Genomic DNA, 15,727 nt, shown 5'->3' on the forward strand with positions numbered 1-15,727 from the left:
GGCTTGCTCTATGGTTATAGAGGCCATTACGAAGGGAGTTTTAGCTGTTCGAGCGGTTTTGCGTACTTTTTTAAGAAAATCAATGTCTGAAAATTTGAGGAGGCCCCATTCTACACTGATCAAGTTGATGTCTTTATGCTTAAATTGTGTCGATGTCTTTGATGATTACGATTTTAACGATGCCAGTGCTTTGTTTTATATCCTGAAAAATATCTACAAAGAACCACAAATAGCTGTTTAGCAATTAAACAAAACAGGTTTTTATACAAAAGTTGCCTACCACCTCAAAAAATAGGCAACTTAATCCATCACATTGATTGTTTATCAGTGTCAGATCAGCGAAAATAGTCTGTAATCATGATTAACAATGATAGGTTGCCCGACACAAAGCAGAAAACTCGCTCTTGGAAAGGTAAGACGCAACCTATGAAAAATTAGAAGAACCTATTAATGTCACACACTGTAATTACGCAAGAGGTCTCTAAAAGACGTACCTTTGCTATTATCTCGCACCCAGATGCAGGTAAAACCACCATCACTGAAAAAGTATTATTGTTCGGAAAGGCGTTGCAAAAAGCGGGTACTGTTAAAGGTCGAGGCTCAAACCAGCATGCTAAATCGGACTGGATGGAAATGGAAAAAGAACGTGGTATCTCAGTGACCACTTCCGTAATGCAGTTTCCTTATAATGATGCCTTAGTTAACTTACTGGATACACCAGGACACGAAGACTTCTCAGAAGATACGTACCGTACACTTACGGCGGTAGATTCATGTTTAATGGTGATAGATGCCGCTAAGGGTGTAGAAGATCGTACCCGTAAGTTAATGGAAGTAACCCGTTTACGTGATACGCCGATTGTTACCTTCATGAACAAACTTGACCGTGATATTCGCGACCCGATGGAAGTGTTGGACGAAGTTGAAACTGAGTTAAACATTGCCTGTGCGCCAGTAAGCTGGCCAATTGGCTGTGGTAAAGAGTTTAAAGGGGTTTACCATATTCACCGTGATGAAACGATTTTGTATCAAACTGGTCAAGGCCACACGATCCAAGAAAAGCGTATCATTAAAGGGCTAGACAACCCAGAACTAGATGCTGAAATTGGCTCAGAGCTGGTGGAGCAACTACGAGAAGAGCTAGAGCTGGTTATTGGTGCATCGCATGAGTTTGATCATGAACTCTTTTTAAAAGGTGAATTAACGCCGGTCTTTTTTGGTACTGCACTGGGTAACTTTGGTGTTGACCATATGCTTGATGGTTTGACTGAGTGGGCACCGACGCCCATGCCTCGCCAGACAGATGACCGTGAAGTGAAAGCGGATGAAGAGAACTTCTCTGGTTTTGTATTTAAAATTCAAGCAAATATGGATCCTAAACACCGTGACCGTATCGCATTTATGCGAATTGTATCTGGTAAATATAACCAAGGTATGAAAATGAATCACGTCCGCTTAGGTAAGCAAATCAGTATTTCTGATGCGGTGACATTTATGGCCGGTGACCGTGAGCGTGCGCAAGATGCTTATGCGGGCGACATTATTGGTTTACACAACCATGGCACGATTCAAATAGGCGACACGTTCACACAAGGTGAAAAACTGAAGTTTAGTGGTATTCCTAACTTTGCCCCTGAGTTATTTAGACGTATCCGTCTTAAAGATCCTCTTAAGCAAAAGCAGTTATTAAAAGGCTTAGTACAGCTATCTGAAGAAGGCGCTGTACAGGTATTTAGACCGCTAGCGAATAATGACCTTATTGTAGGGGCTGTAGGGGTGCTGCAGTTTGATGTGGTAGTGGCTCGCTTAAAAGCCGAGTATAACGTAGATGCGATATATGAAAGCGTTAACGTACAAACCGCGCGCTGGGTAAATTGTAGCGATGAGAAAAAACTGGCTGAATTTAGACGCAAGTGTGAAACGAACTTAGCGCTTGATGGCGGTGATAATCTAACATACGTTGCGCCAAGTCGAGTGAATTTAAACTTGTCTATGGAACGTTATCCTGAGGTTGAGTTCCATCATACACGCGAACATTAATATGTATGGAGCCAAATGATACTCGGTATTATCAACTGGCTTTAACCGTGTAAATTAAGAGATAGATTTATAGTGTGCTGTACAGTCGAGCAAGCTCCTAAGCAGCACATAATAGGATGAAGAATGAATATTAAAACGATATTAATTGAAAAAGCCAATGCGGCGATGGGTGCAGCTGGTATTCCTGAAGGTTCAAACCCAGCAGTAACACAAAGTACACGCCCACAATTTGGTGATTACCAAATTAATGGCGCAATGGGGGCGGCAAAAGCACTGAAAACCAACCCGCGCGAACTGGCACAAAAAATTATTGATAATTTAGACGTATCAGACATTGCTGAAAAAACAGAAATTGCAGGCCCTGGGTTTATTAATATTCACCTAAAGCCAGAGTTTTTATCAAATAGTCTTGCGGCGGCAAACCAAGATCAGAAATTAGCGGTTGCTGAACATGGCCAGCCACAGAAAGTCGTGGTTGATTTTTCTTCGCCTAACTTGGCGAAAGAAATGCATGTAGGGCACTTGCGTTCGACGATTATTGGTGATTCTGTGGTACGTGCCTTAGAGTTCCGTGGTGATACGGTGGTACGTCAAAATCACATGGGGGATTGGGGTACGCAGTTTGGTATGTTGATCGCACATTTAGAAGACTTATTAAATCAAGGTGTTGATTTAGAGTCTGTGGCACTCGCTGACTTAGAAACATTTTATCGTGACGCGAAGAAGCGCTTTGATGACGAAGAGGGCTTTGCTGATAAAGCCCGTGATTATGTTGTAAAGCTGCAAAGTGGTGATGCACATTGTCAGAAACTATGGACTCTGTTCATTGATACCTCTGTGAAGCATTCTGAAGAAGTATATCAACGTTTGAATGTGACGCTTACTCGTGATGATATCATGGCTGAAAGTGCTTATAACGGTGAACTGAATGCGATTATTTCATTGTTAAAAGACAAAAGCATTGCGATTGAAGACCAAGGTGCGCAAGTTGTATTTTTAGACGAGTTAGCGAATAAAGATGGCGAGCCATCGGTATTTATTGTGCAAAAATCTGGCGGAGGCTTCTTGTATGCAACCACAGACTTAGCTGCATGTGATTATCGTTCAAATAAACTGGGTGCAGACCGCATCTTAATTTTTGTTGATGCCCGTCAAAGTTTGCATTTTAATCAGGTTGAGTTAACTGCGCGTAAAGCCGGTTTGTTGCGTGATGAAACCAGTTATGAGTTCAGCCCATTTGGCACCATGATGGGGAGCGATGGTAAACCTTTTAAAACGCGCACAGGTGGCACTGTTAAACTTGCTGATTTACTTGAAGAGGCGATTAGTCGTGCGACTGATAAATTAGCTGATCGAGAGTCAACTTTGTCTGATGCCGAACGTGCTGAAATTGCTCGAAAGGTGGGGATTGGTGCGGTTAAATATGCTGATTTATCTAAGCACCGTACCAGCGACTATATTTTTAACTGGGACAGCATGTTGAGCTTTGAAGGTGCGACGGCACCGTATCTACAATATGCTTATACACGGGTACGCAGTATTTTCCGCAAAGCACAGGTTGATAGTCGTACACTTAACGCTGCGATTAACATTGAACAGCCGCAAGAAAAGGCGCTGGCAATTAAGTTGTTACAACTAGAAGAAGTGTTGGATCTGATGATCAGTGAAGCCACACCACACGTATTATGTGGTTACTTGTACGAGTTAGCCAGTTTATATATGACGTTCTATGAAGCTTGTCCAATCTTAAAAGATGATGTGGCAAGTGATGTACGAGATAGCCGTTTAGTGCTGTGTAACTTAGTTGCCAATACATTACGTACCGGCTTAGATTTATTGGGAATTGAAGTAATGGAGCAAATGTAATCTACATTTGTATGCATTAGGACGACCCCTGATTCGATAAATTAAAGCCGCAGTTCAACGTTGTTGATGCGGTTTTTTTGTAAGGAAATACCATGAAGCTTGAAGATATTCGCCGTGAGTATAGTAAAGGCGGGCTGCGCCGTGAGATGTTAGCTGATGAGCCCACTACGCAATTTGAAGCGTGGTTACAACAAGCCGTTGATGCCAAATTTAGCGACCCTACAGCCATGGTTGTGGCAACAGTTGATGAAACGGGCCAACCCTCTCAGCGTATTGTGCTGTTAAAGCATTTAGATGAAGAAGGGTTTGTATTTTTTACTAATACGGGGTCGCGTAAAGCACAAGAGCTTAAAGGCAATAATAAGGTGAGCTTACACTTCCCTTGGCATGCCATTGAGCGCCAAGTGATTGTTTATGGTGAAGCTAAACCGCTTTCGACGACTGCGGTTGCCAAATACTTTTTGTCTCGCCCACAAGAAAGTCAATTGGCTGCATGGGCATCGCAACAATCACGCCCAGTGTCATCTCGCAAAGCTTTGATGGAGACATTTCATGCGATGAAAGCAAAGTTCTCTAATGGGGATATTCCGCTTCCTGATTTTTGGGGCGGGTATTGTGTAGAGCCAAGCAAGATCGAGTTTTGGCAAGGGGGAGAACATCGCTTACATGACCGGTTTATGTATGTTAAGCAGCCAGATGGTACGTGGAGTATTGAAAGATTGAACCCGTAATGCAGCTTGGATATCTGTAACATGCGCTTTTTTGATAGTCATTGTCACCTAGATTTTCCTGAACTAGCTGAGGGGCTAGTAGATCATTTAAGCGAAGCACACAGTGCTGGCGTGAGTGATTTCTTAGTCCCCGGTGTGACATTGGCACAAAGTAAATCGTTAGTGACATTTAAGCAGCAATATGCAAGTTGTCATATTGCGCTAGGCTTGCATCCCTACTTTATTGCTCAGCATTGCGATGAGCATTTTGCTGAGCTTGCCGAGTTTGCAGCGGTGCATGTAGAGCGTATTGTTGCTATTGGAGAGTGTGGCATAGATGTGACATGTGAGCAGTTAGACTACCAACAATCTTTGTTTCAGCAGCACATCAAGCTGGCTAATACACTAAAGTTACCATTAATTGTTCATCACCGACAAAGTCATCATTTGATAGCCCAAAGTTTTAAACTCACCCCTCCGTTATATGGCGGCGTTATTCATGCTTTTTCGGGGTCGCTTCAACAAGCGCAGTACTATATTCAAAAAGGGTTTAAGTTAGGCGTGGGCGGTACGATCAGTTATTCAAGGGCGAACAAAACCAAGCGGGCTTTTGCTCAAGTGCCACTCGATGCATTATTATTAGAGACAGACGCTCCTTCTATGCCGTTAGCCGGTTATCAAGGGCAAATAAATGTACCAAAACGTTTAGCTGAGGTATTTATCTATTTATGTCGCTTACGTGATGAGTCCGCCGATACCATTGCACAGCAGCTTTATGCGTCATCTTGCGCGCTTTTTCGAATTTGACGTTTCACTTCCCAGCGCTTTAAACCACGGCCAATCTGCCAAGTAAACACACATGTGATCATTAACATAAGCAATACCATTCGGCCTAGCTCATGAAAGTGCTGGTGGCTTTGAGCCATTGCAGATTTACTTAAATAGATGACACTGACAAAGCCGATTGGCTGCTCGCTCGCATCAACAATTTGTACAATAATAGGCGTTTTTATTTTGCTTATCCCAGGAAGTGCGGCTGGTAATCCTTGAATATTTTCTTGCGGGGTAAAACCATCATTACTGATTTTCAACTTACCCTGTTGGCTATAAATACTGACTCCCATCACAAAGGGGTCTTGAGCTAAATGGTTGGTTAGCTTTCTTAACGCTGGAATGTCAGCGCGCTGTAGTGGCTGAGCAGCATTGAGGGCAAGTTGAGTGGTGAGGCTTTTAGCTGCACTGTCGGCTTGCTTATGAAGCAGTTGGTGTGATTCAAAGCTGGTATTAAACGCGATTTTTGTTAATAAAATAAAGCAGCCTGCTGCAATAATTAACCGGATCATTCTACGGCCACGAGAGGAGGTGATCAAATCGATAGCTTGTGTATTTTTCATAGTGCCCCTGATGTTTGCTGACAGGTTACACCTGAGATGGTAAAAAGAGTAAGCACGTTACTTAGGAGCCAAACATGTCACCCGTTAGTCTTACTCACCTTAGTGAAAAAACCTTGTCACAGGTCCTTACCTTAACAAAATGGTATCAAGTTGAAAATGCACAATTGCATTTGAGCGATAAAGCCCCTTTACGTCAACAAGGGATATTTATCAGTGTATTTGGCGATGAGCTAACAGCAATGAGTACCATTGCATTACTGTCGTTTGCTGCACAATATAAGGTTGTGGTGTCTTCTTTGTGCTTGTATCAACCCGATTCTCAATTGCCCGTGGGGTTAGTATTGCATAGTGATAGTCACTTGAGTGACACCATGATGAGTGAATTTCGGCATGGATTGAGAGGGGTAGCAGCGGATCAAGGTTTGCAAGGCTCATGTATTACCAATCCAGCTGATTTAAAGCAAAAAGGCCTTATGGTGATGGATATGGACTCCACAGCCATTTCGATAGAATGCATTGATGAAATAGCGCGATTAGCTGGTGTGTATGATGAGGTTGCCAGTGTAACGGCACAAGCAATGGCTGGTAAATTGGCATTTAATGACAGCTTGCATCAAAGGGTGGGTAAGCTCGAAGGTGTTGAGTTATCCCTTATTCAAACCTTAAAAGATGATTTGCCTTTAATGCCTGGTATTCAAACGTTATGTCGTATACTAAAAAGCCATGATTGGCATTTGGTGATTGCCTCCGGTGGCTTTACTTGGTTTGCAGAAGCATTGCAAAAACCCCTTCAGTTAGATGCGTATTATGCTAATGAATTGGAAATTTCCGATAACAGATTAACAGGTCATGTGATTGGAGATATCGTTAATGCGCAGCGCAAAGCGGATATTTTATCGGATATTAGAGCTAAGTTAGCGTTACCTAAGCAGCAGTGCGTCGCGATTGGTGATGGCGCTAATGATTTGGTGATGATGGCCGAAGCCGGCACCGGTATTGCCGTACACGGTAAGCCCAAGGTGGTTGCTCAAGCCGATGCGGCAATTTGCCAAGGGTCATTATTACAAGTGCTTTATTTGCTCGCTATACCAGCGAAATCGGATCATTAATACAATAGGGCATGTGTTACGCGTGTTACGCTTATAAAACAGAGCTGTCACTTAGCGAAGCAGCTCTGTATGCCACAACATGAAAAAAGGTTAGAAGAGCGAGTTAATCTTGCAATACATTACCGGTGTTAATGGCGATTTTTCTAGGCTTGAGTGCTTCTGGCACTTCACGCTGTAGATCAATAATAAGTAAACCGTTATCTAATTCGGCACCAAGGATGCGAACATGATCCCCTAATTGGAACTTACGTTCGAAGTTGCGCTCTGCAATACCTTGATGGATAAATTGTCGCTGTGTCGTGTTACCACTTGCGGCTTTTTCACCTTTAACTAGTAAGGTGTTATTTTCTGACTCTATAGACAATTCAGTATCATTGAATCCGGCAACAGCCATGGTAATTTGATACCTGTCGTTGTCTAGCGCTTCAATATTATATGGTGGGTAGCTAGGTTGCTTTTCACCATTGCGCTGTGCTGCTTCCATTAATGATGATAAATGGTCAAAACCAATGAATGAGCGGTGTAGTGGTGTTAAGTCGATAGTTCGCATATTTGCATCCTCATAAAGCGATTAATGATGGTGTTTATTCTTTTTAATAAGCAATAAACACCAATATAAACATATGGTTAATTTTAATTTTGGACCCTGTCGGCGTCCTAAATATGTTGTATGGACAGCGCTATATTTTTTCAAGGAGATGAGGGAAATAAATTTTAGTTTTATTATATTTATGTGGGGGCCCTGTGTTATTCAATGGCTGAAATACAACTTTTACATAACTCTAAATAGGCATGAATATTGTCACCAGCCCAGAGTTGTTGGCGTTTTTTTTCTTGTAAAATAACGGCTTTAAATTCAGTAAAGGGGATGTCAGAAAAGTGAGAAATATAATATTCGAATGCTTTTTTGACCGTTCGGTTGCCCAATGCGGCATCACTAATGACGGAGTCGCTTGCATCGATTAATAATCGCGTGCATACAACAAAGCGTTCATTTGGTGTATTCGCAGTTTGAATTCTGGCCATGCGCTCTTTTAACATTAACTGCTCTTCTTTTGCTAACTCCATAACAATACCGCCCAAATGCGTTTTTTGGCGACTTGCAGATTCTAATTTAGAATTGGCTCGCTTTAGCTCTCGTTTTATGTTTTCGCCTCTAACAAATAATAAAATCATTAAAAAAACTGAAAAAACGATACCACCGACGACAGTCATTGACATAGTACACCTTTAATTACGTTCAGGGTTTCTCTAATTATTGTTTATAAAGGGGCTTATTACAAAGAGGGACGTAAGCGCATTAGCGCATAATATCGAGTGTGTTTAAAAGTAACCACAGTGTTTTCAAAACACTTAACTGGTCAGACCTTTTTTATAACGCTTCTCAAATGTATATTTTTGTATAAAGTTTAGACTCTAGTTTGCGGTTGTTGAAGGCAATAATACGCAGATTTTTGACAGTACAGCTTGATTTTGGTACCGTATTGTTCAAATTTGGTATGACCAATTTACCTTTTGGTTTTAATACTCCAACTTACTGATGGTTTCAGCGGTTGGCAATACACCTAAATTCGGCGATTGATTAATGTCTTTAAAGATAAAAGCAGCTAAGTTATCAGATGTTATTTTGGAACAACTCGAAAACATGATCTTAGAGGGGTCATTGATGCCGGGTGCTAAGTTGCCGCCAGAAAGAGAGCTTGCCAAACAGTTTGATGTGTCTCGACCTTCATTACGAGAAGCGATTCAAAAGCTAGAAGCGAAAGGACTGGTTACACGGCGTCAAGGTGGCGGAACGTATGTAAAAAATCAATTAGAAGAAGGGCTCACTGATCCCTTGTTTGATTTGATCAGTAAACACCCTGAATCTCAATTTGATTTACTTGAGTTTCGTCATGCGCTGGAAGGTATTGCAGCTTATTACGCGGCTTTACGCGGTACCGGCACTGATTTTGAAAAAGTACAACATAGTTTTGATCGTATTGCCTCTGTTCAAGGTGATTTAGCACAAACGGCTGCCGCGATTAACACATTTCATTTTACCGTAGCAGAAGCGTCACATAATGTGGTGTTACTGCATTTAATGCGCGGAATGCAAACGTTATTGGAACAAAATGTATTACAGAACTTAACGGTTCTAGTACAAAAATCAAACGTCAGTGAGCAGCTGGCTGAACATCGTAAAGTATTAATGGATGCCGTGATCAACGGTAATCCAGAGCAAGCACGGTTAGCGAGTAATGCACACTTGGCGTTCATTGAAGAAGCCTTATTACAAGCAGGTAAAGAGCGCTCTCGAATAGAGCGAAGCCTTAGACGGACCAAGCAACAGTAATTAAGTTGGTTTGTTAAAACTGAATAAATAAATTCGTATTTTAAACATAAGGAACACTCCATATGTCTGAAGTCAATAAATTTGACGTAGACGCGTTAGAAACCAAAGAGTGGTTGCAAGCGCTTGAGTCGGTAGTAAAAGAAGAAGGTGTAGAGCGCGCTCAGTTCTTGCTAGAGCAAGTTTTAGAGCAAGCACGTCTTGATGGCGTTGATATGCCAACTGGCATCACGACTAACTATGTAAACACAATTCCAGCTGATAAAGAGCCAGCTTACCCAGGCGATGTAAACATTGAACGTCGTATTCGCTCTATCGTTCGTTGGAATGCGATTATGATCGTATTACGTGCGTCAAAGAAAGATCTTGAGCTTGGCGGACATATGGCGTCTTACCAGTCGTCAGCAGCATTTTATGAAATGTGTTTTAACCATTTCTTCCGTGCACCAAATGAAGTAGATGGCGGTGATTTAGTTTATTACCAAGGTCATATTTCACCAGGTATTTATGCGCGTGCTTTCCTTGAAGGGCGTTTAACTGCTGAGCAGCTAGATAACTTCCGTCAAGAAGTGGATGGAAAGGGTATCTCTTCATACCCTCACCCTAAGCTGATGCCTGAATTCTGGCAGTTCCCAACGGTATCTATGGGCTTAGGTCCAATTGCATCGATTTATCAAGCGCGTTTCTTAAAGTACCTTGATGGCCGTGGTATGAAAGATACTTCAGCACAGCGTGTATATGCGTTCTTAGGTGATGGCGAAATGGACGAGCCAGAATCACGTGGCGCAATCTCGTTTGCTGCGCGTGAGAAATTAGACAACTTATGTTACTTGATCAACTGTAACCTACAGCGCCTAGATGGGCCAGTAATGGGTAACGGTAAAATCATTCAAGAGCTAGAGGGCCTATTCAAAGGTGCTGGCTGGAATGTGATCAAAGTTGTTTGGGGGTCAGGTTGGGATAAGTTACTGGCTAAAGACACAACCGGTAAGTTACTAGAATTGATGAACGAAACTATCGACGGTGACTATCAAACTTATAAAGCAAAGAATGGCGCGTACGTACGTGAACATTTCTTTGGTCGTTATCCTGAAACAGCAGCATTGGTTGCTGATATGACAGATGATGAAATTTTTGCCTTGAAACGTGGTGGACACGAGCCGTCTAAATTGTTTGCTGCCTTTAAAGCTGCACAAGAAGAGAAAGGTCGTCCAACGGTCATCCTAGCCAAAACTGTAAAAGGTTATGGCATGGGGGAAGCCGCAGAAGGTAAAAACATTGCGCACCAAGTTAAGAAAATGGACCTAACACACGTTGAGCATTTACGTTCACGTCTAGGACTTGAGGACTTGGTGACTGACGAACAGCTTAAAGATTTACCGTATTTAATGCTAGAAGAAGGTTCGAAAGAATATGAGTACCTTCATGCTCGTCGTAAAGCGCTTCACGGTTATACTCCGCAGCGTTTACCTAACTTTACACAAGCACTAACATTACCTGAAGTTGATGCGTTTGCGCCATTATTGCAAGAGCAAAAGCGTGATATTTCTACCACGATGGCATTTGTTCGTGCGCTTAATGTGTTACTGAAGGACAAGGGTATTGGCAAAAACATCGTGCCAATTATTGCCGACGAAGCACGTACGTTTGGTATGGAAGGTTTATTCCGTCAAATTGGTATTTATAACCCGCATGGCCAAAACTATACACCGCAAGACCGTGATATTGTTTCTTACTATAAAGAAGAGAAATCAGGTCAGGTATTGCAAGAAGGTATCAATGAGCTAGGCGCTATGTCTTCGTGGGTTGCTGCTGCAACGTCATACAGCACCAGTGATTTACCAATGATCCCATTCTATATTTATTACTCTATGTTTGGTTTCCAACGTGTTGGTGATATGGCATGGATGGCAGGCGATCAGCAAGCTCGTGGTTTCTTATTAGGCGCGACAGCGGGTCGTACAACACTCAACGGTGAAGGCTTACAGCATGAAGATGGCCACAGTCATATTCAAGCTGCAACAGTGCCTAACTGTATTTCTTATGACCCAACATTCGGTTACGAAGTTGCGGTAATTATGCAAGATGGTATTCGTCGTATGTACGGTCCTGAGCAAGAAAACGTGTTCTACTACTTGACGCTAATGAACGAAAACTATCATCAGCCAGCAATGCCTGAAGGTGCTGAAGAAGGTATTCGTAAGGGTATCTACAAACTAGAATCTAACACGGGTGAAAAAGCCCATGTTCAGTTACTGGGTTCAGGCACTATCTTAAACGAAGTACGTAAAGCGGCTGTTATTCTAAGCGAAGAGTACGGTGTTGCTTCTGATGTTTACTCGGTAACCTCATTCAATGAGTTAGCGCGTGATGGTCAAGCGGTTGAACGTTTGAACATGCTTAACCCGCAAAACGATGCGCAAGTGCCATATATCGCCACTGTGCTAGGTGATTCACCAGCCATTGCTGCAACAGATTATATGAAAAATTACGCTGAGCAAGTACGTGCCTTTATGCCAAGCACTTCTTACAAAGTGTTAGGTACTGATGGCTACGGTCGCTCAGATAGCCGTGAGAATTTGCGTCGTCACTTTGAAGTGAACGCGGGTTACGTTGTGGTTGCTGCGCTAACAGAGCTTGTTAAGCAAGGCAAAGTTGAATCATCAGTGGTTGTTGAAGCGATTAAGAAGTTTGATATCGATACAACAAAAACTAACCCACTTTACGCATAAGAGGTTTAATCATGACAATCGAAATTCATGTTCCTGACATTGGCGCGGATGAGGTTGAAGTAACCGAGATCCTAGTAAGTGTGGGTGATACAGTAAGTGAAGATCAATCTTTACTTACTGTTGAAGGTGATAAGGCTTCTATGGAAGTGCCTTCTGCACATGCTGGCGTAGTGAAAGAAATAAAAATTTCAGAAGGCGATACGGTTGCAACCGGGTCGTTAATTATGGTCTTTGAAAGCCAAGGTGCAGCGCCTGCTGCCCCTGCGGCTGAAGTAGCGACACCTGCTGTAGCGGCTGAAGTAGCAGCCCCAGCTGCTAGCGCAGAGTTAAAAGAAGTCCATGTACCAGATATTGGTGGTGATGAAGTTGAAGTGACCGATATTATGGTTGCTATTGGCGACACAGTTAGCGAAGACCAATCAATTTTAAACGTAGAGGGCGATAAGGCCGCTATGGAAGTACCAGCGCCATTTGCGGGTATTGTTAAAGAGATCAAAGTGAACGTTGGCGATAAAGTATCAACGGGCAGCTTAGTGTTTGTTTTCGAAACGGCCGGTTCAGCGCCAGTTGCAGCTCCTGCTGTTGAAGCTACAGCCCCTGCGGCACCAGTAGCCAATGCCAACAAAGAAGTGAATGTTCCTGATATTGGTGGCGACGAAGTTGAAGTGACCGATATTATGGTCGCGGTTGGCGATACAGTTAGCGAAGATCAATCAATCTTAAACGTAGAAGGCGATAAAGCCGCTATGGAAGTACCAGCACCGTTTGCTGGTACAGTGAAAGAGATCAAAGTAAACGTTGGCGATAAAGTATCAACGGGTTCATTGGTATTTGTATTTGAAGTCGCAGGCAGTGCACCAGTTGCAGTACCGGTTGCGCAAGCAACGCCGACACCTTCTTCACCAGCACCTGCAGCTAAGCCTGCATCAGCGCCAGCGGCTTCTAATGTTAAAGAAGAATTTGAAGCGAACGCATCTTATGCGCATGCCTCTCCGGTAGTGCGTCGTTTAGCGCGTGAGTTCGGTGTAAACCTAGCGCGTGTTAAAGGCACTGGCCGTAAAGGGCGTGTGGTTAAAGAAGATGTGCAGAACTATGTGAAAGAGCTGGTTAAGAAAGTTGAATCAGGTCAAATCTCTAACAACAACTCTGGTGGTGGTGAGCTTGGTCTTATCCCTTGGCCAAAAGTTGACTTTGCTAAATTTGGTGAAGTAGAAGAGAAGAAACTATCTCGTATTCAGAAAATTTCAGGTGCAAATCTGCATCGCAACTGGGTGCAAATTCCACACGTAACGCAGTTTGATGAAGCAGATATCACAACGCTTGAAGCATTCCGTAAAGAACAGAATGTCTTGGCTGAGAAGAAAAAGCTTGGCGTTAAGATCACACCACTTGTGTTTGTGATGAAAGCGGCTGCAAAAGCGTTGGAAGAGTTCCCAACGTTTAACTCGTCACTGTCGCAAGACGGTGAAAGCCTAATTCTTAAGAAATATGTCAATATTGGTGTTGCGGTTGATACACCAAACGGCTTGGTTGTTCCAGTGTTTAAAGATGTGAATAACAAAGGCATTATTGAGCTATCACGTGAGTTGATGGACATTTCTAAAAAAGCCCGTGATGGTAAGTTAACCGCATCAGACATGCAGGGCGGCTGTTTCACAATTTCAAGCTTGGGTGGTATTGGTGGTACGGCATTTACTCCTATCGTCAATGCACCTGAAGTCGCTATCTTAGGGGTTTCTAAATCAGAAATGAAACCTAAGTGGAATGGTAAAGAATTTGAGCCGCGCTTAATGGTGCCGCTAAGTTGTTCATATGATCACCGTGTAATTGACGGTGCATTGGCAGCACGCTTTACTGTGACACTCGCTAACTACTTAAGCGATATCCGTCAGTTAGTAATGTAATTTGCTGTCCCGCCTCATAAATAGGCGGGACATCTTTTTGTGTGAATGATACAATTTTTAAACTCTCTCTGCCTTGTACCAAATATTGAGTATGTGGCAGGCATTTTGGTACGGATACTCTTTTTGAGTACAGTCCCGTTCGAATAATAGTTAAGGTAATAACATGAGCAACGAAATCAAAACTCAAGTTGTTGTACTAGGCGGTGGTCCTGGTGGTTACTCAGCAGCATTCCGTGCTGCGGATCTAGGTTTAGACGTTACACTAATTGAATCTCGCAACACCTTAGGTGGTGTATGCTTGAACGTTGGTTGTATCCCTTCAAAAGCATTACTTCACGTTGCTAAAGTCATTGATGATGCAGCTGAAATGTCTTCACACGGTGTTACATTTGGTGCGCCGCAAATTGACTTAGATAAAATCCGTACGTGGAAAGAGTCTGTGATCGGTCAATTGACTGGTGGTTTAGACGGCATGGCTAAAATGCGTAAAGTAAGCGTAGTGAGTGGCTATGGTAAATTTACCGGCTCTAATACGATTGCAGTTGAAGGCGAAGCGGGTACTACGACAGTCACTTTTGATAACGCTATTATCGCAGCCGGTTCTCAACCAGTTAATCTACCTTTCATCCCAGAAGATGATCGTGTAATAGATTCTACTGGTGCATTAGAGCTTAAAGACGTACCAGAGAAACTACTTGTATTAGGTGGTGGTATCATTGGTCTTGAGATGGGTACTGTTTACCGTGCACTAGGATCTCAAATTGATGTGGTTGAATTTGCTGATCAGCTAGTACCTGCTGCAGACAAAGATATCATTAAGATTTACCAACGCTATGTGAAAGACAAGTTTCACGTGATGTTGTCGACTAAAGTGGTTGCTGTAGAAGCGAAAGACGATGGTCTATATGTGACGTTTGAAGGCAAGAAAGCACCAGCTGAACCAGTACGTTATGACAAAGTATTAGTGGCTGTTGGCCGTACGCCAAATGGTAAGCTTTTAGATGCTGATAAAGCGGGCGTCAATGTTGATGAGCGTGGCTTTATTAGTACTGATAAGCAAATGCGTACCAACGTGAATAACATCTTCGCAATTGGTGATGTTGTTGGTCAGCCAATGCTTGCACACAAAGCGGTGCATGAAGCGCACGTTGCTGCTGAAGTGATTTCAGGTCAGAAGCATTTCTTCGATCCTAAATGTATTCCTTCAATTGCATACACAGATCCTGAGATTGCATGGGTTGGTGTTACTGAAAGAGAAGCAAAAGAGCAAGGCCTTAGCATTGAAACTGCGGTATTCCCGTGGGCTGCATCTGGTCGTGCTATCGCTTCTGCGCGCACTGAAGGGTCTACAAAGCTTATCTTTGATAAAGAGTCTGGTCGTGTTATCGGTGGTGCAATGGTCGGTATTAATGCCGGTGAAATGTTAGGTGAAATTGGCCTAGCTGTTGAAATGGGCGCGGATGGTGAAGACCTTGCGCTAACAATTCATGCTCACCCGACATTGAATGAGTCTATTGGACTTGCAGCTGAAATATTTGAAGGGTCAATCACTGACTTACCAAATAAAAAAGCAGTAAAGAAAAAGTAAATCTTTGTCTTTAAATTGAAAAACCCAGCATTAGCTTAATGCCAGTCAGTTA

12 protein-coding genes are annotated in these 15,727 nt (G+C 42.8%); 9 read left to right on the plus strand and 3 right to left on the minus strand.

The genetic code is table 11. The annotated features are described in order from the left end of the window. Nucleotides 1-450 precede the first annotated feature (450 nt). From prfC to CWC18_RS08175, 4 genes are all read left to right on the plus strand, one after another. Nucleotides 451-2,040 (plus strand): peptide chain release factor 3, encoded by a 1,590-nt coding sequence (prfC, locus tag CWC18_RS08160; RefSeq protein WP_119861068.1) that lies wholly within the window; start codon nt 451-453, stop codon nt 2,038-2,040. Between the two features lie 123 nt (nt 2,041-2,163). Beyond that, a complete protein-coding gene (gene argS, locus CWC18_RS08165; RefSeq protein WP_138675044.1) occupies nt 2,164-3,906 on the plus strand; it encodes an arginine--tRNA ligase in 1,743 nt (580 codons plus the stop codon). A 92-nt stretch (nt 3,907-3,998) separates the two neighbouring features. Further along, nucleotides 3,999-4,637 carry a pyridoxamine 5'-phosphate oxidase gene (gene pdxH, locus CWC18_RS08170; RefSeq protein WP_138593756.1) on the plus strand — a complete coding sequence of 213 codons (639 nt, stop codon included), beginning with the start codon at nt 3,999-4,001 and terminating at the stop codon, nt 4,635-4,637. Nucleotides 4,638-4,658: 21 nt separating this feature from the next. Beyond that, nucleotides 4,659-5,423 (plus strand): TatD family hydrolase, encoded by a 765-nt coding sequence (locus tag CWC18_RS08175; RefSeq protein ID WP_138593755.1) that lies wholly within the window; start codon nt 4,659-4,661, stop codon nt 5,421-5,423. Here CWC18_RS08175 and CWC18_RS08180 read toward each other — a convergent pair. Continuing rightward, nucleotides 5,390-6,010 (minus strand): AhpA/YtjB family protein, encoded by a 621-nt coding sequence (locus CWC18_RS08180; RefSeq protein WP_138593754.1) that lies wholly within the window; start codon nt 6,008-6,010, stop codon nt 5,390-5,392. The genes CWC18_RS08175 and CWC18_RS08180 overlap by 34 nt on opposite strands. Nucleotides 6,011-6,084: 74 nt before the next feature. Between CWC18_RS08180 and serB the strand changes: the two genes are divergently transcribed. Next, nucleotides 6,085-7,119 (plus strand): phosphoserine phosphatase SerB, encoded by a 1,035-nt coding sequence (gene serB / locus CWC18_RS08185; RefSeq protein ID WP_138593753.1) that lies wholly within the window; start codon nt 6,085-6,087, stop codon nt 7,117-7,119. A gap of 103 nt (nt 7,120-7,222) precedes the next feature. On the opposite strand, the gene CWC18_RS08190 is transcribed toward serB, so the two are convergent. Continuing rightward, nucleotides 7,223-7,669 (minus strand): Hsp20 family protein, encoded by a 447-nt coding sequence (locus CWC18_RS08190; RefSeq protein WP_138675045.1) that lies wholly within the window; start codon nt 7,667-7,669, stop codon nt 7,223-7,225. 197 nt (nt 7,670-7,866) lie between these two features. After that, entirely contained in the window at nt 7,867-8,340 is a 474-nt protein-coding gene (locus CWC18_RS08195; RefSeq protein ID WP_138593751.1) for a hypothetical protein, read from the minus strand. 364 nt (nt 8,341-8,704) lie between these two features. Here CWC18_RS08195 and pdhR point away from each other — a divergent pair, with 364 nt between their 5' ends. The 4 genes from pdhR to lpdA all read left to right on the plus strand — a co-directional run bounded on the left by pdhR (nt 8,705) and on the right by lpdA (nt 15,675). After that, a complete protein-coding gene (pdhR, locus tag CWC18_RS08200; protein ID WP_138675046.1) occupies nt 8,705-9,454 on the plus strand; it encodes a pyruvate dehydrogenase complex transcriptional repressor PdhR in 750 nt (249 codons plus the stop codon). 62 nt (nt 9,455-9,516) lie between these two features. Next, on the plus strand, nt 9,517-12,183 hold the full coding sequence (aceE, locus tag CWC18_RS08205) for a pyruvate dehydrogenase (acetyl-transferring), homodimeric type (RefSeq protein WP_138675047.1): 2,667 nt from the start codon (nt 9,517-9,519) through the stop codon (nt 12,181-12,183). Between the two features lie 11 nt (nt 12,184-12,194). Next, a complete protein-coding gene (gene aceF / locus CWC18_RS08210) occupies nt 12,195-14,087 on the plus strand; it encodes a pyruvate dehydrogenase complex dihydrolipoyllysine-residue acetyltransferase (RefSeq protein ID WP_138675048.1) in 1,893 nt (630 codons plus the stop codon). A gap of 163 nt (nt 14,088-14,250) precedes the next feature. Continuing rightward, nucleotides 14,251-15,675, plus strand: a complete 1,425-nt coding sequence (gene lpdA, locus CWC18_RS08215) for a dihydrolipoyl dehydrogenase (protein ID WP_138593747.1) — start codon at nt 14,251-14,253, stop codon at nt 15,673-15,675. Nucleotides 15,676-15,727: the final 52 nt, after the last annotated feature.

The organism is Pseudoalteromonas aurantia, from assembly GCF_005886875.1.
Lineage (GTDB): Bacteria > Pseudomonadota > Gammaproteobacteria > Enterobacterales > Alteromonadaceae > Pseudoalteromonas > Pseudoalteromonas aurantia_A.

Excerpts from the sequence above, each read along its gene's own strand:
- prfC (WP_119861068.1), top strand. The coding sequence starts at position 451 with ATGTCACACACTGTAATTACGCAAGAGGTCTCTAAAAGACGTACCTTT.
- argS (WP_138675044.1), top strand. The coding sequence starts at position 2,164 with ATGAATATTAAAACGATATTAATTGAAAAAGCCAATGCGGCGATGGGT.
- pdxH (WP_138593756.1), top strand. The coding sequence starts at position 3,999 with ATGAAGCTTGAAGATATTCGCCGTGAGTATAGTAAAGGCGGGCTGCGC.
- CWC18_RS08175 (WP_138593755.1), top strand. The coding sequence starts at position 4,659 with ATGCGCTTTTTTGATAGTCATTGTCACCTAGATTTTCCTGAACTAGCT.
- CWC18_RS08180 (WP_138593754.1), bottom strand. The coding sequence starts at position 6,010 with ATGAAAAATACACAAGCTATCGATTTGATCACCTCCTCTCGTGGCCGT.
- serB (WP_138593753.1), top strand. The coding sequence starts at position 6,085 with ATGTCACCCGTTAGTCTTACTCACCTTAGTGAAAAAACCTTGTCACAG.
- CWC18_RS08190 (WP_138675045.1), bottom strand. The coding sequence starts at position 7,669 with ATGCGAACTATCGACTTAACACCACTACACCGCTCATTCATTGGTTTT.
- CWC18_RS08195 (WP_138593751.1), bottom strand. The coding sequence starts at position 8,340 with ATGTCAATGACTGTCGTCGGTGGTATCGTTTTTTCAGTTTTTTTAATG.
- pdhR (WP_138675046.1), top strand. The coding sequence starts at position 8,705 with ATGTCTTTAAAGATAAAAGCAGCTAAGTTATCAGATGTTATTTTGGAA.
- aceE (WP_138675047.1), top strand. The coding sequence starts at position 9,517 with ATGTCTGAAGTCAATAAATTTGACGTAGACGCGTTAGAAACCAAAGAG.
- aceF (WP_138675048.1), top strand. The coding sequence starts at position 12,195 with ATGACAATCGAAATTCATGTTCCTGACATTGGCGCGGATGAGGTTGAA.
- lpdA (WP_138593747.1), top strand. The coding sequence starts at position 14,251 with ATGAGCAACGAAATCAAAACTCAAGTTGTTGTACTAGGCGGTGGTCCT.